This window comes from Bradyrhizobium sp. AZCC 1693, assembly GCF_036924745.1.
Classification (GTDB): domain Bacteria; phylum Pseudomonadota; class Alphaproteobacteria; order Rhizobiales; family Xanthobacteraceae; genus Bradyrhizobium.
Genome location: NZ_JAZHSD010000001.1, coordinates 1,680,472 through 1,701,519, shown reverse-complemented (window position 1 = coordinate 1,701,519; position 21,048 = coordinate 1,680,472). Strand labels below are relative to the sequence as shown.

Sequence of the window (21,048 nt, the reverse complement as noted above, 5' to 3'; positions counted from 1 at the left end):
GCGCAGGGCGTTCAATCCGGCGGCGCGTTAACTGCCTGTTAGCAACGTGCCAAAAACCGTGGCCGTAGGAGCCCGGCTGGATCATCCCGGTTAAGCCAGTTTAGATCACCCGGTTGGATATTGCGGGCTGAAACCAACTGGAATCGCCGCAATGAGCGAACAAAAATCCATGCCCCGTGGTCGTACCTTCCTGGCCGGCAAGATCATCTCGAATTACGGCTGGTCGTCGATCGATTGCACCGTCCGTCAGATATCCGATGTCGGCGCCGTCATCGAGGTTGAAAGCGCGCTCGGCATTCCCCTGCATTTCCATTTGCTGATCCCGGGCGAAGGCGCGCCCGAGCCGTGCAAACGCGCATGGCAGTCGGAGAAGCAGGTCGGCCTCGTGTTCGAGACGGCGGAAGCCGCCAGGGAGGAAGCTGCCCGGAACAGCGCCGAGGAGGCGAAGAGCGGCGATCAGATCGTGCGGGGCCAGTTGCTGGCGCTGCGCGCGGCGCTCGATGTGGTCGACGTCGGCGTGCTGCTGCTGGACGCCAGCATGAAATCGCAATTCATCAACCGCGCGTTCCGCCGCATGTGGGCCTTGCCGGACGCCGTCGCCGACCGGAATCCGGCATTCGTCGCGTTGATGTATCATGGCCGTGACACCAACGCCTACGAGATCGAGGCCAAAAGTATCGACGCCTATGTCGCCGAGCGCGTCCGTCTGGTGCGGGCAGGCGACACCAGGCCGCTCGATCTGCGCCGCACCAATGGCGAGGTGATCCGGATGCAGTGCGCGAACCTGCCCAACGGCGGCAGGATGATCAGCTATACCTATGTGACGGATATCGTTCGCCACGCCGATGAACTGGAGGTGCTGCACAGTGCGCTCGACAACGTCTCCGAGGGCGTCGTCATGCTGGACGGCAATCTCAACGCCCAGTTCCTGAACAGGAAGATGCGAACCCTCTGGGGCGTTACCGAGGAGCAGGCCTCAAGGCGTCCGTCCTACGAGTCGCTGATCAGGAATTCGCCGCATGCAAACGATCGCGGGATGACTTCGGACCAACTGGACGCGTTCTACGCCAGCCGGGTTGCCGCCGTGCGGGACGGCAGCGAGCCGTTGCGGGATCTGCGAACCACCGACGGCCGCAACATGCGGGCGCATTGCACGCTGCTCAAGAACGGCGGCCGGATGCTGACCTATTGTGACGTCACCGACCTCGTTCGCAATGCGCAGCAGATGGAAGAACTGGCGACCATCGATTCGATGACGGGCCTGTACAACCGGCGGCATTTCTGGACGCTGGCCGCGGCCGAATGGAGCCGGTTTCAGCGCTACTACCGGCCGCTATCGGTGCTGATGATCGACGTCGATCATTTCAAGGCGGTCAACGACCATTACGGACATGCCGTCGGCGACGAAACGCTGGTCGCTGTTGCCGATGCCTGTCGGGAAGGCAAGCGCAGTTCCGACTTCGTCGGACGGCTTGGGGGCGAGGAATTCGCGATGCTGCTTCCGGAAACCGATCTCGACCAGGCGAAAATCGTGGCGGAACGGGTTCGCCAGAGGGTTGCCGCCAGCGCGTTGCAGGCGCACGGGATTCACTTCAACGTAACGGCCAGCGTCGGCTTTGCGGCCGCGACCGCGAGCATGTCGGGATTTGAAGCCTTGCTGCATGCCGCCGATCAGGCCTTGTACCAGGCCAAGGCGGCGGGCCGTAATCGCACCGTCGCATGGTCGCCGCCACCGGCAGCGAAGCTTGCTGCCGAGTAGATCGCCAAAAAGGCTTCAGCGCTCGCTGAGCAGTTCGTCGATGCGGCGCTCGAGCTGGCGCTTCTTGATCTCGCTTCTCCGCAGCCGTTCCGCGAGATCGGAGACCGGCTCGGCAGGGCTTTCCGCCCTGAAGGCGACGCCGACAAAATTGTCGCGCCACCAGACCACCTTGGCCAGGAAGGAGCGGCCCTTGCGCGCGATGCGCAGCGAGAGCTGCTCTTTCGGCAACTGGAAATCATTGCTGAATTCGATGGTCGCGCCGTTGTCGGAGATGTTGCGGACGATGCATTCGCGCGTCGCGCCGCGTTCACCGATCTCGGCGACGCCGCCATACATCACCTTGTCGCGCACGCTCTCGCGCCGGTCCCGCATTGAATGTCTCCCAACAAAGAAGGAGACTTTTACCCCGCTTTGTGCCGCGTAAAAGACCGGCTGACGCAAAATGCGGCATTAACGTAAATTAACGGCGGTTCCGATGGCGCGGATTTCGGGACAATTGCAGCGCAAAAAGGCGACGTGCTGCGGTGGAACCGCGGATCCACCTGCCGCCGTGATCGTTTTGATTAACGTTTTTTACCGCCCTGCGCGCTCTCGGATTTCAACTGCCATGCAAAGAACCCGATTTCTTCGCGCCCTGAGCTGCACGGTGTCGCTCTTGTCGTCGGTTACGCCTGCCTGCGCCGAGGACGCGGATGAGGCTAACCAGTTGAAGGTCGAGCCACGCGCGATACCGGCCCCGAAGCCGGCTGACGCGACGCGGGAGAGCGACACGCGCGAGGCGATGTGCCTGATGATCGAGTCGGCCGCGAAAGCCTCGAGTCTGCCGCTGGAGTTTTTCGCCCGCGTGATCTGGCAGGAGAGCCGCTTCCGCTCCGACGCGATCGGGCCGGTGACGCGCAGCGGCCAGCGCGCGCAGGGGATTGCGCAGTTCATGCCCGGCACCGCGAACGAGCGCGGCCTGCTCGATCCCTTCAATCCCGTGCAGGCGCTGCCGAAATCGGCGGAGTTTTTGGCCGAGCTGCGCGAGCAGTTCGGCAATCTCGGACTGGCGGCCGCCGCCTATAACGCCGGCCCGCGTCGGGTTCAGGAGTGGCTCGCCGGCACCGGAGCGATGCCGCAGGAGACGCGCAGCTACGTTATCGCCATCACGGGCTCCACCGTCGAGGATTGGGCAAGTGCGCAGAAGGGCGGCAGGACGCCGGAGCGGATACCGACGTCGAGCTGTCGCGACTTGATGGCGCTGCTGAAGCAGGCCCCCAGTCCCTTCATCACCGAGCTCGAGAACCGCATCAAGCTCGGCGCCGCCAAAGTGTGGGGCGTGCAACTCGCCGCCGGCTTCAGCCGCGACAAGGCGCTCGCGATGTATGCCCGCGCCATGAAGCGGCTCAGCGCCGTGATCGGCGACCAGGATCCGAGCCTGCTCTCGTCGGTCATGCGCAGCCGCGGCACGCGCGCCTTCTATCAGGTACGGATCGGCGCCGACACGCGGCCGGCCGCCGACGATCTCTGCAACCGCATCCGCAAAGCCGGCGGGGCGTGCTTCGTGCTGCGGAATAAGGGCGTGCCGGGTTGAGGGAATCGCAGATCCTATGGGTGGCAGGTGGTCAGGGGGAAAGTTGAGTTTGCGACCACCCAACCACCCGGAGGATCCACGATGCGCACAGATCACACTGACACACCCGCCGTCTGCGAGTATGGCACGGTTTACGTTGCTTTCGAACTGAGCAAGGCGAAATGGCAGCTAGGCATCATGATGCCTAGCGGCGAGAAGATGAGCCGTTACCGGATTGATGGAGGCGACCTGGCGGCGTTGTCGGGTTTGCTGGTCAAGGTTCGGGCGAAGGCGGAGCAGGCGGGCATTACTCCTGCATAACAGCTCTGTAGCCAGCATTCCTTGACGGAATGCTGTTTCGCCAGCCCTATGCCTGCGACGAGTCAAACCTCCACCGGTCTCAATTGGCGCTACCTCCGATCACTTCCCCTAACTGGAAAAGCCCGTTGCGCGCCTTCGCATGGGGCATCGGTTCGGTCGCTTCCATCGTGCTCACGCTGGTGCTGTTTGCGACCTATCTCGGCATCGGTGCGCTGGCCCATGACAGCCAGTTCAGCCTGGGCTGGGTGCTCGGCAGCACGCTGCTGGTATGGGCGGGGCCGGCGCAGATCATCCTGATTTCGACGCTGGGGTCGGGGGCGACCGCGGTTCAGGCGGCGATTGCGGTGACGGTGAGTGCGATCCGGTTGTTTCCAATGGTGGTGTCGGTGCTGCCGCTGATGAAGACGCCACAGACAAAGCGCCGTCATCTGGTGCTGGCGACGCATTTCATTGCCGTCACCCTGTGGGTCGAATGCTACCGGCTGCTGCCGAAAGTGCCGCGCGAGCGACGGATTGTTTTCACGCATGGGCTCGGCTGCGGGCTTGTCACCGTTTGCATGGTCGCCACCACGCTCGGCTACGGCCTTGCCGCGAATCTGCCACCGCTGTTTGCGGCGGCGATCCTGCTATTGACGCCGCTGGCATTCCTGCTTTCGACCGCGCGCAACTGCCGGCAGATATCGGACATATTGGCGCTGGTGCTCGGGATCGCGCTGTTTCCGCTGGTGACGATGCTGCATACCGGCGTCGATATTTTGATCAGCGGCGTCACCGCCGGCACCATCGCCTATGGCGTGCACTGGTGGCGGGAGAGGGTGCGCGCATGAGCGAGTTTTTCGGCAGCCCCCACGCGTTATTGATCCTGGTGCTCGCGGGCTTCCTGCCCAACGAGGTCTGGCGGATGGCCGGGCTGTGGTTCGGCGCCGGCGTTGACGAGGGCTCGGAAGTTCTGGTTTGGGTGAGGGCGGTGGCGACCGCGGTCCTGGCCGGCGTCATCGCCCAGATCCTGGTGCAGCCGCCGGGTGCGCTGGCCGGCGTGCCGGACGGGCTGCGCTATGGCGCGGTCGCCGCCGGCTTTGCGATGTTCATGCTGACGCGGCGCTCGATCTTTGCCGGCGTGGTCTGCGGCGAGATCGTGCTGCTGGCCGGGAAATGGTGGCTCGGTTGATTGCAGGCGGCGGATAATTGGGTACTCTCCGCCGCACCGGGAAACGCCGAGGAAACAAGATGAACTGGCTGAAATTATCGGCGCTGGTGGGCGCTCTCGTCTGTGCCGCGCCGCCAGCCCATGCGGCGGAATATCCGGTACGTCCGATCAGGCTGATCGTGCCCTATGCTGCGGGCGGCCCGACCGACGTGCTCGGCCGCATGGTCGGCGAATATCTCAGCCGCGACCTGAAACAGGCTGTCGTGGTCGAGAACAAGGCCGGCGCGCAGGGCGCGATCGGCGCTGAAGCTGCGGCGCGTTCCGAGCCCGACGGCTACACGCTGTTCTTCACGGCTGCGTCGATCTTCGTGCTCAATCCGCTGCTCTACAAGAAGCTGCCTTACGATCCCACGCGGGATTTTCGCCTGTTGGCGCTGATCACCGATCTGCCTGTCGTGATGGAGGTTCATCCGTCCGTGCCGGCCAGGACGGTCGCGGAGTTCGTGGCCTACGCCAGGCAGAACCCGGGAAAACTCAATTTCGGATCGGCCGGCACCGGCGGCACCATTCATCTCGCCGGCGAGATGTTCAAGCAGATGGCCGGCGTCGACATGGTCCACGTCGCCTACAAGGGCGCAGGCCCCGCGCTGACCGATCTACTGTCGGGCAATATCCAGTTGATGTTCGACACGCTGGGCACGGCGTTGCCGCCGGTAAAAGGTGGATTGCTGCGCGCGCTGGCGGTCTCATCGGCAAAACGCATCCCCGATCTGCCCGATGTCCCGACCATGGCCGAGAGCGGCTATCCGAACTACGGTGTCAGCGTCTGGTACGGCGTCTCGGCGCCGGCCAAACTGCCTGATGACGTCGCGCAAAAACTCACCGCCAGTTTGAACAAGGCGCTGAGCGATGACGCGTTCCGCGCTTCGCTCGACAAGGTCGGCTTCCCGCCGCTGCGGCCGCAGGGCCAGGCCGAGATCGACAAATTCGTGGCGACCGATCGCGCGCGGTGGGCGGGCGTGATAAAAGCCCTCAACATCTCACTGGATTAGGACATGGTTCGAGAAAGTGAAATCCGCGAGGGCGAAATCACCGTCGACATGCCGCCGGCCCGCGACGCCGGGCTCGTCTTCATCGGTCGCATCCGCACGCCCTGGAAATCGCGGCTGGAAACGCCGCGGCAGGGCCGCCATGACGGCCCGGTCTGTCGGCTCGAGATTTTCGAGCCCTGGGTGCCCGCGATCAAGGGCGTCGACTTCTATGAAAATCTCGAAGTAATCTACTGGCTGCATCAGTCGCGCCGCGACCTGGTGCTGCAGAGCCCGAAGAACAACCAGAAAACCCGCGGCACCTTCTCGCTGCGCTCGCCGGTACGGCCGAATCCGATCGGCACTTCGATCGTGAAATTCGTCGGCATCGAAGGCAACACGATCCTCGTGCGCGGCCTCGACTGCCTCGACGAAACGCCGCTGCTCGACGTCAAGCCCGATCGCTGCGAGTTCTCGCCGCTGGCGTCGCCGCAGCCCGGGGATTTCGAGACGGAGTGAGCGCGGATACGTAGCCCGGATGACCCGCGTTATAGCGCCGCGGCGAGCTTGGTCGCGTTGTCCTCCAGCACCTTCACATCTTCCTTGCGGCTCGCCGGCGGCAATAGCGCGACGCCGTCGTAGCGCGGCATGACGTGCATGTGCAGGTGGAACACGACTTGGCCGCCGGCGGGCTCGTTGAATTGCTGCACGGTGATGCCGTCGGCGTTGAACGCCTTCATGGCGGCGGCGGCGATCTTGTGGACGGCGCGCGCGACGTGGGCGTAATCGTCTGGCGTGATGTCGAGGATGTTGCGGGCAGGGGCCTTCGGGATCACCAGCGTATGGCCCGGCGAACGCGGCATGATGTCGAGGAAGGCCATCACATGGTCGTCCTCGTAGACCTTGTGGCAGGGAAACTCGCCGCGCAGGATTTTTGCGAAGGGGTTGTTGGTGTCATAGGCGGGCATGGTTGTTCCCTCGAGGTTCATTTTCAATTTCATGTCGGCCGCCGCGCGAGGTCAAGCCTCGTCGGCGGCCTTGCGGAACGGGCCGGCATCGGTCAGTTCGCGTCCGGCCGCCGCCACATAGGCGCGCTCGCGCTTCAAATAATCGGCAATCGCCCGGCGCAAGTCAGGATCGGCGATGAAGTGCGCGGAGTAGGTGGTTTGCGGCAGATAGCCGCGCGCCAGCTTGTGCTCGCCCTGCGCGCCGGCTTCCACGATTTTTAGCCCGCGCTGGATCGCGAAATCGATCGCCTGATAGTAGCAGACCTCGAAATGCAGGAATGGATGATGTTCGACCGCGCCCCAGTTGCGGCCGAACAGCGTGTCGGAGCCGATGAAGTTGATGGCGCCGGCGATCCAGCGGCCGTTGCGCTTGGCCATCACCAGCAGCACGTCGCGGCTCATGCTCTCGCCGATCAGCGAAAAGAATTTTCGGGTCAGATAAGGCCGGCCCCATTTGCGCGAGCCGGTCTCCATGTAGAACGCGAAAAACGCGTCCCAGGCATCCTCGGTGATGTCGGCTCCCGTGAGGTGATGGATCGTGATCCCGGCGGCGGTGGCCTCGCGCCGTTCGCGCTTGATCGCCTTGCGGTGACGCGAGTTCAGCGAGGTCAGGAAATCGTCAAAAGTCCCGTAGCCTTCATTGTGCCAGTGAAACTGCTGGTCGTTGCGCAGCAGGAAGCCGTGCGCCCCTAAAAACTTCGCTTCCGCCTCCGGCGCGAAGGTCACATGTACGGAGGAGGCGTTGGTCGCGTTGCAGAGCGCCATCAGTCCGCTCGCCAGCGCAGTTCCGATCTGCTTGCGATCGACGCCATCGCGGATCAACAACCGTGGGCCGGTGGCGGGCGTGAACGGCACCGAGGCCTGCAATTTCGGATAATAGCGTCCACCCGCACGCTCATAGGCATCCGCCCAGCCGCGGTCGAAGACGTATTCGCCTTGCGAATGCGATTTGAGATAGCAGGGCACGATGCCGGCGATTTTGCCGTCGAGCCGTGCCAGGAGGTGCCGGGGACCCCAGCCGGTGCGGGCGCAGGCCGAGCCGGAGGCTTCGGCGGCTGCGAAAAATGCATGGGAAACGAAGGGGTTATAGGCGGGCTTGCAGGGATCGCTTTGAGACCCGCTTGCGGCCAGCGTGTCGAGGTTTTCGAGACTGTCTGGAGCAGGCTTCGGATTGGCGCAGGCGTCCCAGTCCGCAGCCTTGATGTCGCTGGCGGAGGGAACGGCTTCGAGGGTGATTTCGGATGACGCCATCTAGAAATTCGGACCGGTCCCATCGTGCGATCAGCCATCGCGCAGGGTGGCCAACGCTGCAAAGATCGTGCATCGGACGGGCGAGTTCAAGGTGGCGCTGCGCGCATCAGGTTCCCGGCAGGAACCCCTCGAAGATCATCTGGTCGGCGTTGCGCGCGGCGCGGGCGCGCTGCTCCGGCGTGCGCACGGTCCAGGTTAGCAGCGGCAGCCCAAAAATGTTGCGGGCGATCCAGGGGGCGGCTGCCGGGAGCTCATCCACCCAATAGGCGACGAAATGCGGCCGGGTGCGGAAGGCATGGCGCAGATGCGTCATGCCTTGGCGCTGTTCCGGGGACGCTTCCGGCCACTCCTCGGCGGCATATTCGCGCTCCGCCACGATGCCACGGGCGCGGCCGGGGATCAGTTCGCGCAGCGCCACCACCTGGTCCGGATCAAAGGACATGCCGACGGCCGGGCCGGAATAGGAGGCCAGCACATCAGCCATCCGCTTCACCAGCCGGCGGTCGCGATCGAAATGGCTTTTGACCTCGATCACCAGCGGCACGCGGCCGGCAACGAGCGCACAGAGATCGCCGAGCGTCATCATCCGCTCGTCGGTATTCTTGAACCTGACCGCCTTCAGTTCGGCCGCGGTCTTGGCCAGCAACGCGCCGGTGCCCTCGGTCAGCCGCCCGAGCGCGTTGTCATGATGCACCATCGCCTCGCCGTCGGACGAAAGCTGGATGTCGCATTCGATGGCGAAATTGCCGTCGACGGCGGCCTGCGCGGCCGCCGGCATGTTCTCGACGATGCCGCGCGCAATATCATGCAGGCCGCGATGGGCGACCGGCCGCGCCGTCAGCCAGTCCGGGGCACGCACGTGCGTTACTCCGCTCAGGACACCTCGAAGATGGCGTCGACCTCGACGGCGGCATCCGAGGGCAGGGAGGCGACGCCGACGGTGGTGCGGGCATGCCGGCCCTTGTCGCCGAACGCCGTGACCATCAGGTCGGAGGCGCCGTTGAGCACCTTGGGTCCGTCGAGGAAATCAGGCGCGGAATTGATAAAGCCGCCGAGCCTGACCACGCGGACCACCTTGTCGAGATCGCCGAGCGCAGCCTTGACCTGGGCCAGCAGGTTGACGCCGCAGCCCTGCGCCGCGGCGTAGCCCTGTTCGATGGTGACGCCGGCGCCGAGCTTGCCCTTGGCGATCAGCTTGCCTTCGGCATCGGCGCAGACCTGGCCGGAGACGAACAGCAAATTGCCGGTACGCACGAAGCCGACGTAATTCGCCATCGGGGTGCGCGGCTCGTTCAGGACGATGCCTTGCGCCGCCAGCTTCTGTTCGACCGTACCCGCCATGTTTTTCTTCCCCGATTGATGTGACTGCGCCTGACCATCGGCCAAGCGCGCATTGTTTCGCGCATCGCGCTTTTACTTGCAAGGGACGGTGGATCTGCGCCCGCCGTGTGGGGATCGAGCGGATCCTGCCGGAAATGCCGAAAAACAGGGCGCTTTGGTATCTAGTTCCCGCGTTTTGGTGACGCCGCCCTAGTTGCGACGCAATGGAGCCATCACTAATGTAGCCGAATCTCCCCTCGAGGAAAAAACTGGACATGGCTAGCTCGTTCCCGATTCCGGTCCGTGCTTTGGCGTTCTCGGCTGCCGCGACCCTGTTGTCCGGCTTCGCAAGCGGCCCGGTGCTGGCGGGCGCCAGCGGGCCGTTTCTCGCCCATCAGGCGCTGTATGAATTGAAGCTCGTCAAGTCGCGCGGGACCAACGCGATATCAGGGGCGCGCGGGCGCATCCTCTACAATTTTTCGGGCAGCGCCTGCGAGGGCTACACGTCCGAATTCCGCCAGGTGTCCGAACTCGACAGCGGCGAGGGCAAGCTGACGCTGAGCGATCTGCGCTCGCATTCCTGGGAAGATGCCGGTGGCAAGAGCTACCGCTTCAAGATCGACACACGAATGAACGACACCGACGCCGTACCGGTTGACGGCGTGGCGGAACGGGTCGGCGACCGCATCACGGTCAAACTGAAACAGCCGGTGGCGAAGACATTCAACCTCGACGGCAAGATCGTGTTCCCGACCGAGCAGATCCAGCACATCATCGCTGCCGCCCGCGAGGGCAAATCGGTGCTGGAGCTGATGGTCTATGACGGCTCCGACAATGGCGAAAAGGTCTACAATACGCTGTCGGTGATCGGGCAGCCTATCCCGGGCACCCGCAGCATCGCTTCCCCCGATCCCTCGACCGCCAACGACCAGATGAAGACGCTGACGCGTTGGCCGGTCACCGTGAGCTATTACGACCGCGACGCCAAGACCAAGGAAGGCGAGCAGACGCCGGTTTACGCGATGTCGTTCGAGCTGTTCGAGAACGGCGTCTCCCGCGCGCTGGTGCTCGACTACAATGATTTCGTGATTGCGGGCGCGATGGGCAAGTTCGACGTCAGGGATTCCAAGCCGTGTAAGTGACGGCACGTCCAGCCGGTCATCCGCGCGTGAAGTCGCCGGGCTTCAATCCGAGCGCTTTGACGGCTACTTCCGGAAGCGCCCCCCAGGCTTCGACCCTTTCGTTCGGGGCCATCATTGCGGCGATAATTGCCTCGGCCTTTGCCGGATCCTGTTCAGCCACATAGTAGACCGAGCGGACAGGCGAACCGCCTCCCAACGGTTCAGTTGTTACGAGGACAACCTGACCATTTGCCATGGCTTTAATGTACCACTGACGCGGTGCCGCTTCCACGATGGTGAGGGCTGATCTCCGCGGGTCCGCGGTGCAGCAACGGCAATGCGAGATTGGGCGCACCCATCTTGTATTGTTCCGGCCCAGCACCAATTACGAACGGTGGGATGCAGAATCGCTCAGGGAGCGAGGACGTGGCCAGCAAAAAAATGGCAGACGGCGGGCTCCCGGTAATCGCACGCTTTGAGGTGCGCCACCGCAATTACCTCGCGCCGGACGGCTCGATAAACAGGCCGCTCCCTGCGTTCGCCTCCGATGCAAGCCTGCTCGCCTCGCTCTATCGGGCGATGGTGCTGCTGCGCAACTTTGACCGAAAGGCTGTTGCATTGCAGCGCACCGGCCGGCTTGGGACCTATGCCGTTTCGCTCGGCCAGGAGGCGGTTTCCGTCGGCATAGCCAGTGCGATGCGGGACGAAGACGTCCTGCTGCCCTCCTATCGGGATAATGGGGCGCTGATCTGGCGTGGCGTCAAGCCGGAGGAGATTCTGCTGTTCTGGGGAGGGGACGAGCGGGGCAATCACTTCTCCGGACCGGTCCAGGATTTCCCGTTCTGTGTTCCCGTGGGATCGCAGGCGCCGCATGCCGCTGGCGTTGCCTATGCCTTCAAGCTGCGCAAGGAGCCGCGTGTCGCCGTATGCATGTTCGGCGATGGCGCCACGTCGAAGGGTGACGTCTACGAAGCGATGAATTTTGCCGGCGTACACAAATTGCCGGTCGTGTTCGTCGCCACCAACAATCAATGGGCCATATCCGTACCATTACGGTTGCAGACCGCTTCCGAAACCCTGGCGCAGAAAGCCATCGCCGCCGGGTTCATCGGCGAACAGGTTGACGGCAGCGACGTGGTCGCGGTGCGCGCTGCGGCCGAAGAGGCCATTTGCGCAGCCCGCGACGGCCAGGGGCCACGCTTCATCGAGGCGCTAACCTACCGGCTCGGCGATCACACAACTTCGGACGACGCCTCACGCTATCGTCCGGAGGCAGAAGTCCAGGCTCGCTGGAAAGAAGAACCGATCGCGCGGTTGAGAGCCTTTCTTGCCGGCCAGAAGATGTGGAGCAAAGCGGACGAGGAGCAGCTCTCTGCGGAATGTCATGAGCGCGTCGAGGCTGCGGTCGAGCGCTATTTGGCAACGGAGCCGCGCCGACCCGAAACCATGTTCGATCATCTCTATGCCGATCTACCCGAGGCTTATGTCGCGCAGCGGCGCCAACTCGCAGGAGAGGGCGATGTCTGAGGTAACGTTGGTCGAAGCCGTCAATCTGGCGCTCGCCCGCGCGATGGAGGATGATGCTGATGTCGTCGTGCTTGGCGAGGATGTCGGCATCAATGGCGGCGTCTTCCGCGCGACCGTCGGGCTGCAAACGCGTTTCGGCGCGGAGCGCGTCCTCGATACGCCGCTTGCCGAACTCCTGATCAGCGGACTCTGCGTCGGCATGGCGGTGCAGGGGTTGAAGCCCGTCGGCGAGATCCAGTTCATGGGATTTCTGTATCCCTGCATCGACCAACTGGTGAACCACGCTTCCCGAATCCGCAACCGCACCCAGGGACGGCTCACCTGTCCGATGGTTCTGCGCACGCCTCATGGCGCTGGCATTCGCGCGCCCGAGCATCATTCCGAAAGCACCGAGGCGATGCTCGCCCATATCCCCGGCTTGCGTGTTGTCATTCCTTCGTCGCCGGAACGCGCCTACGGCCTGCTCCTCGCCGCGATCCGCGATCCCGACCCGGTGGTGTTTCTGGAGCCGACCCGTCTCTACCGCGCCGCGAAAGGCGAGGTGGAAGACAACGGTGAAGCCTTGCCGCTCGATGTCGCCTTTGTCCTGCGGGAAGGCCGCGACGTCACGCTGATCAGCTGGGGGGCGATGCTGAAGGAAACCACGGCGGCCGCCGACGCGCTGGCTGCGGAGGGCATCGCCGCCGAGGTCATCGATCTCGCCACGCTCAAACCCTACGATGAAGTCACGGTGCTTGGTTCGATCGCAAAAACCGGGCGCTGCGTCATCGTGCACGAGGCGACGCGCACCGGCGGATTCGGAGCCGAGATCGCCGCGCTGATCGCCGAACGCGGCCTGACCTCTCTGCTCGCACCCGTGGCCCGCGTCACCGGCTACGATACGGTCATTCCGATGGCGCGCCTTGAGCAGCACATGATGCCATCGGTCGGTCGTATCGTCACGGCCGCGCGCAAAGCCTGCCAGTTCAGTTGATTTTCAGCGGACTTGTCCCATGCGCCAGTTCGTATTGCCGGATCTGGGAGAGGGCCTCGAAGAGGCGGAGATCGTCAACTGGCATGTCAACGAAGGCGATCACGTCGTCACCGATCAGCCGCTGGTTTCCGTCGAGACTGACAAGGCCGTCGTCGAGGTGCCGTCACCGTCGAGCGGACGCATCCTGCACCTGTTTGGCGCCAAGGGAGATGTGGTGAAAGTAGGCGGGCCGCTCGTCGAGTTTGCCGAAGGCCCCGAGCAAGACACCGGCACAATTGTCGGCGAACTTGGCGCCAGCGAGCAGCCGCCGGCTGCAGCAACACTTTCCGAGCCGGCGGTTGGACAGAAAACTCAGGCGTTTCCGGCAGTGCGTGCGCTTGCACGCAAGCTCGACGTCGATCTCGAACTGGTCGAAGCCACGGGACCCGGCGGCTTCATCACGCGTGCGGATGTGGAACGGGCCGCCAAGAGCTTGTCCCACAGCGGACCCGCCGAGCCGCTGCGCGGCTTGCGGCGCGCGATGGCTCAACGCATGACGGCGTCTCATGCCGAGATCGTCCCCGCCAGCGTCACCGATGACGCCGATATCGACGATTGGCGAAAGGGCGAGGATGCGACCATCCGGCTTGTGCGCGCGATCGCCGCCGCCTGCAAGGCGGAGCCCGCGCTCAATGCCTGGTACAATGCCGGCGCGGCAGAGCGGCGTCTGATCGAGCGCGTCGACCTCGGCATCGCAGTTGATACCGGGGGTGGGCTGATCGTTCCGGTCTTGCGCAATGTCGCAGAGCGGGACGCATCGGATTTGCGAGCCGGCCTCGACCGGATGCGGGCTGACGCGCTCGCGCGCTCAATACCTCCGGGCGAATTGCGCGGCGCGACCATTACGCTGTCGAACTTCGGCATGATCGGAGGCCGGTTCGCCAACCTGATCGTCGTACCGCCGCAAGTGGCGATCATCGGCGCCGGCCGGATTGCCCAAAGGGTGGTTGCGCATTTGGGCCAGCCGGCGGTGAGGCGCGTGCTGCCGTTGTCGCTCACCTTCGACCATCGGGTCGTGACGGGCGGCGAAGCCGCTCGCTTCCTGGTGGCGCTCAAATCGGATCTTGAGCAGGTTTCGTAACATAGCTGTGCGCAGGGCATCCAAATGAATCTCTCGGCCGACGTTGATGCAATTCTCCAGGGCGTCGGCGTTTACCGCGACCGGTATCGGGGCGGGGAACGCGTGGTGCAATCGCCGTTGACGGGCGAGACCATTGCCCAGGTCGAGGACGCGAACCCTGATAGCGTCACCGAAGCAATCGGGCAGTCGGAAAAAGCGTTCCTCGCGTGGCGGTCGCTTCCGGCGCCGCGACGTGGCGAGTTCGTCCGGATTCTTGGCGAGGAGTTGCGCGCAGCCAAAACCGCGCTCGGCCGCCTCGTCACCATCGAAACCGGGAAAATCCTGTCCGAGGGTCACGGCGAGGTCCAGGAGATGATCGACATCTGCGACTTTGCTGTCGGTCTCTCCCGTCAGCTCTATGGCCTCACCATCGCCAGCGAACGTCCTCACCATCGGATGATGGAGCAATGGCATCCGCTGGGGCCGGTGGGCATCATCACCGCATTCAATTTTCCTGTAGCGGTCTGGTCGTGGAATGCCGCCCTTGCGTTGGTGTGCGGCGACCCCGTGATCTGGAAGCCGTCGGAGAAGACACCGCTGACGGCGCTCGCCGTGGAGGCGCTGGTCCGGCGTGCGGTGGAGAGGTTCGGCGGCGCACCGGCCGGCCTGTCGACGGTGCTGATCGGCGGACGGGAGATCGGCGAGATGCTGGTCGATGATGCGAGAGTGCCGCTGGTCTCGGCGACCGGCTCCACGGCCATGGGCCAGATCGTGGGTCCGCGGCTGGCGCGGCGCTTTGCACGAGCCATCCTGGAGTTGGGCGGCAACAACGCGTCGATCGTGTGTCCGTCGGCCGATCTCGACCTCGCGCTTCGCGCGATTGCCTTCGCTGCGGTTGGCACTGCAGGCCAGCGCTGCACGTCGTTGCGCCGGCTGTTCGTGCATCGTGATGTTTATGACGCTCTCGTCGCCAGATTAAAACAGGTCTATGCCACGGTGCAGATCGGCAACCCGCTCACGAGTAGCGCCGTTCTCGTCGGCCCGCTGATCGACGGAGCAGCCTTTCACCGAATGCAGGAAGTCCTGGCAGAGGCCCGAAAGCTCGGCGGACAGGTGGTCGGCGGCGACCGCTTCGAGACGGTGCCATATCCCGCCGCCCATTATGTCAGGCCCGCGCTGGTTGAGATGCCGGGACAGATCGGTCCGGTACTGCAGGAAACCTTCGCGCCGATCCTCTACGTCGTGAAGTATTCCGACTTTGACGAAGCTCTGGCGCTGCACAATGAAGTGCGGCAAGGCCTTTCCTCGTCAATTTTTTCGACCGACATGCATGAGATCGAGAAATTCGTCTCCGTGGCCGGCTCGGATTGCGGCATCGCAAACGCCAACATAGGACCGTCGGGCGCGGAGATTGGGGGCGCATTTGGCGGCGAGAAGGAAACCGGCGGCGGGCGCGAGGCCGGCTCCGACGCCTGGAAGGCGTACATGCGCAGGGTCACCAGCACCATCAATTTCGGCAGCGACCTTCCGCTTGCCCAAGGCGTCAAGTTTGACGTTGGCTGAGATAAGCCAGCATGCCTTAGGACTTGATCGGGGGGCCGCGGGCCGCCAATCCCGGGCATATTGAGGTTCGGGGAGGCCACCCCCATATCATCTCGATAAGGGAGTCCTTGCTGTGCAGAACATACAGGCGACTCTTGTTGCGGCTGCTGCAGCGGTAGCTCTGGTTGTGTCACCCCTTGTCGCCTCGGCGGGGGAGGCCAATAGCAAACTTGCGCTGACCATCTCGGTCGACGGAGCGATCGGGCCGGCAACCGCCCGTTACGTGAAGGACGCTCTGACCAAGGCAAGCGAACGGCATGCCGAAGTTGTCGTTCTGCGTATGAATACACCGGGCGGCCTCTCAACCAGCATGCGCGAGATTATTTCAGACGTGCTGGCGTCGCGCGTTCCCGTCGTCGGTTACGTTGCGCCCTCCGGGGCCCATGCGGCCAGCGCCGGGACCTATATCCTCTACGCCACGCATATCGCGGCCATGGCGCCGGGCACCAATCTCGGAGCGGCGACGCCGGTGCAGATTGGCGGCCCGTTGCCGGGTCTGCCGGACACTACTCCTGGGAAGGATAAGGACAAGAAGGAGGGCAGCGATCAGCAGCCGAAGACAAAGGATGCCATGACGGCGAAGGCGACGAACGACGCCGTCGCCTTGATCCGCAGTCTTGCCGAACTGCGCGGCCGCAATGCCGATTGGGCGGAGAAGGCGGTGCGGGAGGCCGAAAGCCTTTCCGCCAATGCCGCCTTGCAGGCGAAAGTCATCGATCTCGTCGCACGCGACCAGGCCGAACTGCTCAGGCAGATCGATGGTCGCACGGTCGAGGTTGCGGGTGGCGATACGCGGCATCTGGCGACCAGGGACGCAGCGCGCGAAGCGATCGATCCCGGATGGACCTCAGCATTTCTGAGGGTGATCACCGATCCCAATGTCGCTTTCATTCTCATGCTGGTCGGCATCTACGGCCTGATCTTCGAACTTTCCTCGCCCGGTGCGGTCGCGCCCGGAGTGATCGGCACGATCTGTCTGCTGCTGGGGCTCTATGCGCTCAATATGCTGCCTATCAACTATGCCGGCCTCGGCCTGATCCTGTTAGGGATCACGCTTCTGGTCATCGAAGCCTTCAACCCGACCGTGGTTCTCGGTCTCGGCGGGGTCATCGCATTCGTGCTCGGAGCAGTGATGCTGTTCGAGATCGAAGAGCCCGGCTTCCGGCTGTCATGGCCGGTGATCGGCATCACGGCGGCGATGTTCATCGGCCTGATCCTGGTTGTCCTCGGCTCGCTTCGACGTGCCCGAAAAGGCCCCATACGGCTCGGCGCACAGGCCATGCGCGGCCTGTCCGCCGAAATCCTCGACTGGTCCGAGAGCGAAGGCCACGTCTTCGCCCAGGGTGAGCGCTGGCAGGCGCGCGGCACCGAAGCCTTCAAACCCGGAGAGGTGGTCGAGGTGGCCAACATAACAGATTTGACGCTGGTGGTAAGGCGTCGACCGGCGCTCACCACCCGTGAAGGAGGTACGTCATGATGCTTGATTATTTGACTTATGGGGTGCTCGCGGTGGTCGCGATCATGTTTCTGTTCTCGGCCATTCGCATCCTGCGCGAATATGAACGAGGCATCGTGTTTACGCTCGGCCGCTTCACCGGCGTGAAGGGCCCGGGATTGATCATCCTGATTCCGGTCGTGCAGCAGATGGTGAAGGTCGATCTCAGGGTGATGGTACAGGTCGTGCCGCCGCAGGACGTAATCTCGCGCGACAACGTTTCGGTCAAGGTCAATGCCGTTCTTTACTTCCGCATCATCGATCCCGAACGCGCGATCATCAAGGTCGGCGATTACATGGCTGCGACCAGCCAACTGGCGCAGACCACGCTGCGCTCGGTGCTGGGCAAGCACGAACTGGACGAGATGCTCGCCGAACGGGACCGGCTTAATGCCGATGTCCAGGAGATCCTCGATCAGCAGACCGACGTCTGGGGCATCAAGGTCACCACCGTCGAGATCAAGGATATCGATCTCAATGAAACCATGGTGCGCGCGATTGCCAAGCAGGCCGAGGCGGAGCGGTTGCGGCGCGCCAAGGTGATCAATGCGATGGGCGAGCAGCAAGCCGCCGAGAAGCTCGTCGAGGCCGGCCGAACGCTGGCGCGGGAGCCGCAGGCGATGCAGTTGCGCTACTTCGCGGCGCTGCACGACATTGCCGGCGAGCGATCCTCGACCGTGGTGTTTCCGCTGCCGATGGATTTGCTCGGTCATCTGGCCGAGCGGCGGAGCGAACCAACGTGACTTGTGTCGTTGCCGGCAAGGAGCCAATCTTGATGCCGCCCGAGGGATCAAGAGCGCTGATCTATCGATGCAGCCGAGTTGGAAGGTTCGACTGAATCCGACAACCAGGGAGAGCCACGATGGTAACTTATGTCGTGCTTGGCAACTTCACCGACCAGGGAATCCGCGCCGCCAAGGACTCGCCGAAGCGGGCAGAGGCTTTCAAGAAAATGGCCGAGACCTTCGGGATCACCGTAAAGGAGCTGTTCTGGACGCAGGGGCGATATGACGTTGTGACGGTCCTCGAAGCGCCAGATGAATTTTCCGCCATGACGCTTAGCTTGAGTCTTGGCGCCCTGGGCAATGTTCGCACCGAGTCGTTGCGAGCCTTTTCGGCGGCGGATATGACCAAGGTTGTCGAGAAGATGCTCTGACAGCCGCTCGTCAAGGACGATTTGGCGCCTGCTGCTCGATGTTCCGAGCCAAGGCCTGTCCCGAAAATGGTACCTCGTGGTCGTACTCCTCGGGCTCGAACTGATCTTTGAAGATCCCTCGCAGCAACCGCCAGAGTTCACGGTGGCCGGCCGTTTGACCGCCTTGCGTCAGATACGCCGCGATATCCATGACGTCGGTTCGATAATCCGCCGCCCCGCGGATCCGCGAATCCAGGTAGGTCCACTCGTGTTCGACGTACAAGCGCTTGGTGTCGGTGTCGAAGACCAGGTTCCAGAAATCCAGTTCCGTGACTTCCGGGCCTTTGACCTGCCGATGCAGCTCCCGTTTCAAAAAGGCCATCTTTCGCTCCTTCCGCGTAGGGTTCGTGGAACGCATCCGGACCTATGGGCCCCATACAAGCTGGAGACTTGATAGAAATCTGATCGTTCCTTGCCGGTTCAAGACCGCATGGTTGAGTATTTTTCTTGAGGGATGGGCAATTCGAGGTCAGGGATTCCAGGCCCCGGGGCTCGCTGAGCATCCTGTGAGGACCGGTCTGGTCGACAGCGCCGGACCCGGATACGCTTCGGCCCAACCATGCACGCCAGGGAGGCACAAACATGAGCAAGCTCGAACAGCTTCGGCCAAGCGGCCTTCACCACAATCCGGCTTACTCCCACGTCGTCGTCGCGTCAGGTGCGCGCACGATCTATATCGCGGGACAGGTGTCCACCGACGAGGAGGGACGGGTGGTCGGCGAAGGTGATCTCGCCGCGCAGACGACACAGGTGATGCACAATATCGGCCTGGCGCTGAAAGCCGCCGGTGCGAGCTATGCCAATATCGTGAAGATCACGACCTTCGTTGTCGGCTACAAGCCGGAACTCCGTCCCATCATCGGCAAGGCGCGCTCGACGTTCTTTGAAGGCATGGAGCCGCCGGCGAGCACGCTCGTCGGTGTAACCGCGCTTGCGGCCCCTGAATGGCTGATCGAGATTGAGGCCGTGGCCGTCGTCGATTGACGTCTCTGCGTGTACCCGGAGGAGGGATGAGAGCGGGCTACCCCTCCTCATCCTCTTCCTTCGCCGGCCCCTTGTACGCAATGCCTCGGATGACAGCGGCATTGCCGAACTTCTTCCGCAAACCATCCATTGCGCGCTCGGCATGGGCCGAACGGCGGTCGAGCATGTCGGTGTCGTCGGCCTGCGATCCCTCGCGCAGCGCGCTGACGCCGGTGCCGATCAGGCGGAAGGCCGTGCCGTCGATCTCCTTCGCCAGCATTTCGCGCGACACCGCAAAAATCTTCGCGGCGAGCTGCGTCGGCGCGTGGATGGATTGCGAGCGGGTGCGCTGCCTGAAATCCGCGGTCTTCAGCTTCAAGGTGATCGTGAGGCCTGACATATCGCCGCTCTTCAGCCGCGACGACACTTTTTCGGACAGCCGCCACAGCACCTTTTCCAGCGTCGCAAAATCCTTGATGTCGTTCTCGAAGGTGGTCTCGTTGGAAATGGTCTTGGCGCCGCGATCCGCCACCACGCTGCGGTCGTCGATGCCGCGCGCCAGCCGCCACAGCCGGCGGCCTTCGCCGCCGAACTGCTTCATCAGCTCGACTTCGTCGGCGCGCTGCAGGTCCGCGATGGTGCGAAAGCCCCGCTGCACCAGCTTTTCCTGGGTCGCGGGGCCGACGCCGTAGATGAAGCCGACCGGCTTGTCCGCGAGCATCTCGCGCGCCTCGACCTGGTCGAGGGCGGCAAAGCCGCGCGGCTTGTCGAGATCGGAGGCGATCTTGGCCAAAAACTTGTTGCAGGACAGGCCGACGGACACCGTGATCCCGATGTCGCGCTCGACGTCGCGGGCAAAGCGCGCCAGCACCTTTGCCGGAATCATGCCGTGAACGCGTTGCGTGCCGGCCAGATCCAGGAACGCCTCGTCGATCGACAGCGGTTCCACCAGCGGCGTCAGCGTCTGCATGGCGTGCCGGACCTCGCGGCCGACACGGACATATTTCGCCATGTCGGGCGGGATTACGGCAGCCTGCGGGCACAGCGCCAAGGCCTTGAACATCGGCATCGCCGAGCGCACGCCATAGGTTCGCGAGACGTAGCAGGCGGCCGACACCACGCCGCGCTTGCCGCCGCCGATGATCACGGGCCTGTCGGCGAGTTCCGGATTGTCGCGCTTCTCGACGGTGGCGTAGAACGCATCGCAATCGATATGCGCCAGCGTCAGGGAGGGAAGGGCATGGTGGCGGACGAGGCGAGGGGAGCCGCATTCGCCGCACCGCCTGGCCTTGATATCGAGATCGCCGAGACAATCCCGGCAGAACGCGCGCGGACCGTCCAAGGCTGGCGCGGGCGCGCTCACGGCACGTCGCGCTCCCAATGCGGGTCGCCGAGCACCTGGCGGGCGGCGGCAATATTGGTCGGATGCAGTTGCGAGGCGTTTGCAAACGCCTTTACGGTTGCATCGTCCCGCATCACAAAATCCAGCACCGAAGCCAGAAATTGCGGGTCGGCCGCGGCGGTGCGCAGCGTCTCAGGACCGATGCCGCTTTCGGCCAGGAACAGGCCGAGCCTTTCAGGATCGCCGGCAATGAAACTCAGCGCCTGAACTGCAACGATTTCAGCCACTTCGCGGGGGTTGTGAACAGGGCTTTTTCAACAGATGGGTTTGCCTTTCCGTTAACTTA

At 63.6% G+C, this 21,048-nt stretch carries 25 protein-coding genes; 16 read left to right on the top strand and 9 right to left on the bottom strand.

All coding sequences use genetic code 11. From position 1 onward, the window contains the following. The first annotated feature begins 151 nt into the window (after nt 1–151). Entirely contained in the window at nt 152–1,759 is a 1,608-nt protein-coding gene (locus V1293_RS08425; RefSeq protein WP_334508394.1) for a sensor domain-containing diguanylate cyclase, read from the top strand. 15 nt (nt 1,760–1,774) lie between these two features. Here V1293_RS08425 and V1293_RS08420 read toward each other — a convergent pair whose 3' ends face one another. Beyond that, nucleotides 1,775–2,131, bottom strand: coding sequence for a PilZ domain-containing protein (locus V1293_RS08420; RefSeq protein ID WP_334508392.1), 357 nt, complete (start codon nt 2,129–2,131; stop codon nt 1,775–1,777). 235 nt (nt 2,132–2,366) lie between these two features. Here V1293_RS08420 and V1293_RS08415 point away from each other — a divergent pair, with 235 nt between their 5' ends. From V1293_RS08415 to tsaA, 6 genes are all read left to right on the top strand, one after another. Beyond that, nucleotides 2,367–3,332 carry a lytic transglycosylase domain-containing protein gene (locus tag V1293_RS08415; RefSeq protein ID WP_334508390.1) on the top strand — a complete coding sequence of 322 codons (966 nt, stop codon included), beginning with the start codon at nt 2,367–2,369 and terminating at the stop codon, nt 3,330–3,332. Nucleotides 3,333–3,413: 81 nt separating this feature from the next. Continuing rightward, on the top strand, nt 3,414–3,632 hold the full coding sequence (locus tag V1293_RS08410) for a hypothetical protein (protein WP_334508388.1): 219 nt from the start codon (nt 3,414–3,416) through the stop codon (nt 3,630–3,632). Nucleotides 3,633–3,715: 83 nt separating this feature from the next. Further along, nucleotides 3,716–4,459, top strand: a complete 744-nt coding sequence (locus tag V1293_RS08405; RefSeq protein WP_334516665.1) for an AzlC family ABC transporter permease — start codon at nt 3,716–3,718, stop codon at nt 4,457–4,459. Further along, nucleotides 4,456–4,800, top strand: coding sequence for an AzlD domain-containing protein (locus V1293_RS08400; protein ID WP_334508386.1), 345 nt, complete (start codon nt 4,456–4,458; stop codon nt 4,798–4,800). The genes V1293_RS08405 and V1293_RS08400 overlap by 4 nt, the downstream gene beginning before the upstream one ends. A gap of 59 nt (nt 4,801–4,859) precedes the next feature. Beyond that, nucleotides 4,860–5,831, top strand: coding sequence for a Bug family tripartite tricarboxylate transporter substrate binding protein (locus V1293_RS08395; RefSeq protein ID WP_334508383.1), 972 nt, complete (start codon nt 4,860–4,862; stop codon nt 5,829–5,831). 3 nt (nt 5,832–5,834) lie between these two features. Beyond that, nucleotides 5,835–6,326: a tRNA (N6-threonylcarbamoyladenosine(37)-N6)-methyltransferase TrmO gene (tsaA, locus tag V1293_RS08390; RefSeq protein ID WP_334508381.1), complete on the top strand. Its 492-nt coding sequence runs from the start codon at nt 5,835–5,837 to the stop codon at nt 6,324–6,326. Nucleotides 6,327–6,355: 29 nt separating this feature from the next. On the opposite strand, the gene V1293_RS08385 is transcribed toward tsaA, so the two are convergent. The 4 genes from V1293_RS08385 to V1293_RS08370 all read right to left on the bottom strand — a co-directional run bounded on the left by V1293_RS08385 (nt 6,356) and on the right by V1293_RS08370 (nt 9,406). Then, nucleotides 6,356–6,775, bottom strand: coding sequence for an HIT family protein (locus tag V1293_RS08385; RefSeq protein WP_334516664.1), 420 nt, complete (start codon nt 6,773–6,775; stop codon nt 6,356–6,358). A 51-nt stretch (nt 6,776–6,826) separates the two neighbouring features. Continuing rightward, nucleotides 6,827–8,065 (bottom strand): GNAT family N-acetyltransferase, encoded by a 1,239-nt coding sequence (locus tag V1293_RS08380; protein WP_334508379.1) that lies wholly within the window; start codon nt 8,063–8,065, stop codon nt 6,827–6,829. Between the two features lie 106 nt (nt 8,066–8,171). Next, entirely contained in the window at nt 8,172–8,924 is a 753-nt protein-coding gene (locus tag V1293_RS08375; protein WP_334508376.1) for a glycerophosphodiester phosphodiesterase, read from the bottom strand. A gap of 14 nt (nt 8,925–8,938) precedes the next feature. Continuing rightward, nucleotides 8,939–9,406: a RidA family protein gene (locus V1293_RS08370; protein ID WP_334508373.1), complete on the bottom strand. Its 468-nt coding sequence runs from the start codon at nt 9,404–9,406 to the stop codon at nt 8,939–8,941. Between the two features lie 254 nt (nt 9,407–9,660). Here V1293_RS08370 and V1293_RS08365 point away from each other — a divergent pair, with 254 nt between their 5' ends. Further along, nucleotides 9,661–10,527: a cell envelope integrity EipB family protein gene (locus tag V1293_RS08365; RefSeq protein WP_334508370.1), complete on the top strand. Its 867-nt coding sequence runs from the start codon at nt 9,661–9,663 to the stop codon at nt 10,525–10,527. Between the two features lie 16 nt (nt 10,528–10,543). Here V1293_RS08365 and V1293_RS08360 read toward each other — a convergent pair whose 3' ends face one another. After that, entirely contained in the window at nt 10,544–10,762 is a 219-nt protein-coding gene (locus V1293_RS08360; RefSeq protein ID WP_334508368.1) for a hypothetical protein, read from the bottom strand. A gap of 185 nt (nt 10,763–10,947) precedes the next feature. On the opposite strand from V1293_RS08360, the gene pdhA reads away from it, so the two are divergent. From pdhA to V1293_RS08325, 7 genes are all read left to right on the top strand, one after another. Further along, a complete protein-coding gene (gene pdhA / locus V1293_RS08355) occupies nt 10,948–12,033 on the top strand; it encodes a pyruvate dehydrogenase (acetyl-transferring) E1 component subunit alpha (RefSeq protein WP_442894336.1) in 1,086 nt (361 codons plus the stop codon). Continuing rightward, entirely contained in the window at nt 12,026–13,006 is a 981-nt protein-coding gene (locus V1293_RS08350; RefSeq protein ID WP_334508362.1) for an alpha-ketoacid dehydrogenase subunit beta, read from the top strand. The genes pdhA and V1293_RS08350 overlap by 8 nt, the downstream gene beginning before the upstream one ends. A gap of 19 nt (nt 13,007–13,025) precedes the next feature. Then, entirely contained in the window at nt 13,026–14,126 is a 1,101-nt protein-coding gene (locus V1293_RS08345) for a dihydrolipoamide acetyltransferase family protein (protein WP_334508360.1), read from the top strand. A gap of 24 nt (nt 14,127–14,150) precedes the next feature. After that, complete coding sequence (amaB, locus tag V1293_RS08340; RefSeq protein ID WP_334508358.1) at nt 14,151–15,668, top strand: L-piperidine-6-carboxylate dehydrogenase; 1,518 nt, start codon at nt 14,151–14,153, stop codon at nt 15,666–15,668. Between the two features lie 112 nt (nt 15,669–15,780). Beyond that, nucleotides 15,781–17,184: an NfeD family protein gene (locus V1293_RS08335; protein ID WP_334508356.1), complete on the top strand. Its 1,404-nt coding sequence runs from the start codon at nt 15,781–15,783 to the stop codon at nt 17,182–17,184. Continuing rightward, nucleotides 17,181–17,945, top strand: coding sequence for a slipin family protein (locus V1293_RS08330; protein WP_334508354.1), 765 nt, complete (start codon nt 17,181–17,183; stop codon nt 17,943–17,945). The genes V1293_RS08335 and V1293_RS08330 overlap by 4 nt, the downstream gene beginning before the upstream one ends. 119 nt (nt 17,946–18,064) lie before the next feature. Then, complete coding sequence (locus tag V1293_RS08325) at nt 18,065–18,358, top strand: GYD domain-containing protein (protein WP_334508352.1); 294 nt, start codon at nt 18,065–18,067, stop codon at nt 18,356–18,358. A gap of 10 nt (nt 18,359–18,368) precedes the next feature. Here the strand turns inward: V1293_RS08325 and V1293_RS08320 are convergent, their stop codons facing one another. Then, on the bottom strand, nt 18,369–18,719 hold the full coding sequence (locus tag V1293_RS08320; protein ID WP_334508350.1) for a hypothetical protein: 351 nt from the start codon (nt 18,717–18,719) through the stop codon (nt 18,369–18,371). Nucleotides 18,720–18,979: 260 nt separating this feature from the next. Here V1293_RS08320 and V1293_RS08315 point away from each other — a divergent pair, with 260 nt between their 5' ends. Beyond that, entirely contained in the window at nt 18,980–19,381 is a 402-nt protein-coding gene (locus tag V1293_RS08315; RefSeq protein WP_334508348.1) for a RidA family protein, read from the top strand. A 37-nt stretch (nt 19,382–19,418) separates the two neighbouring features. Here the strand turns inward: V1293_RS08315 and V1293_RS08310 are convergent, their stop codons facing one another. Next, nucleotides 19,419–20,723, bottom strand: a complete 1,305-nt coding sequence (locus V1293_RS08310; protein WP_334508346.1) for a DNA polymerase IV — start codon at nt 20,721–20,723, stop codon at nt 19,419–19,421. Then, on the bottom strand, nt 20,720–20,989 hold the full coding sequence (locus V1293_RS08305; RefSeq protein ID WP_334508344.1) for a DUF3572 domain-containing protein: 270 nt from the start codon (nt 20,987–20,989) through the stop codon (nt 20,720–20,722). Before V1293_RS08305 ends, V1293_RS08310 begins: the two co-directional genes overlap by 4 nt. Nucleotides 20,990–21,048 lie beyond the last annotated feature (59 nt).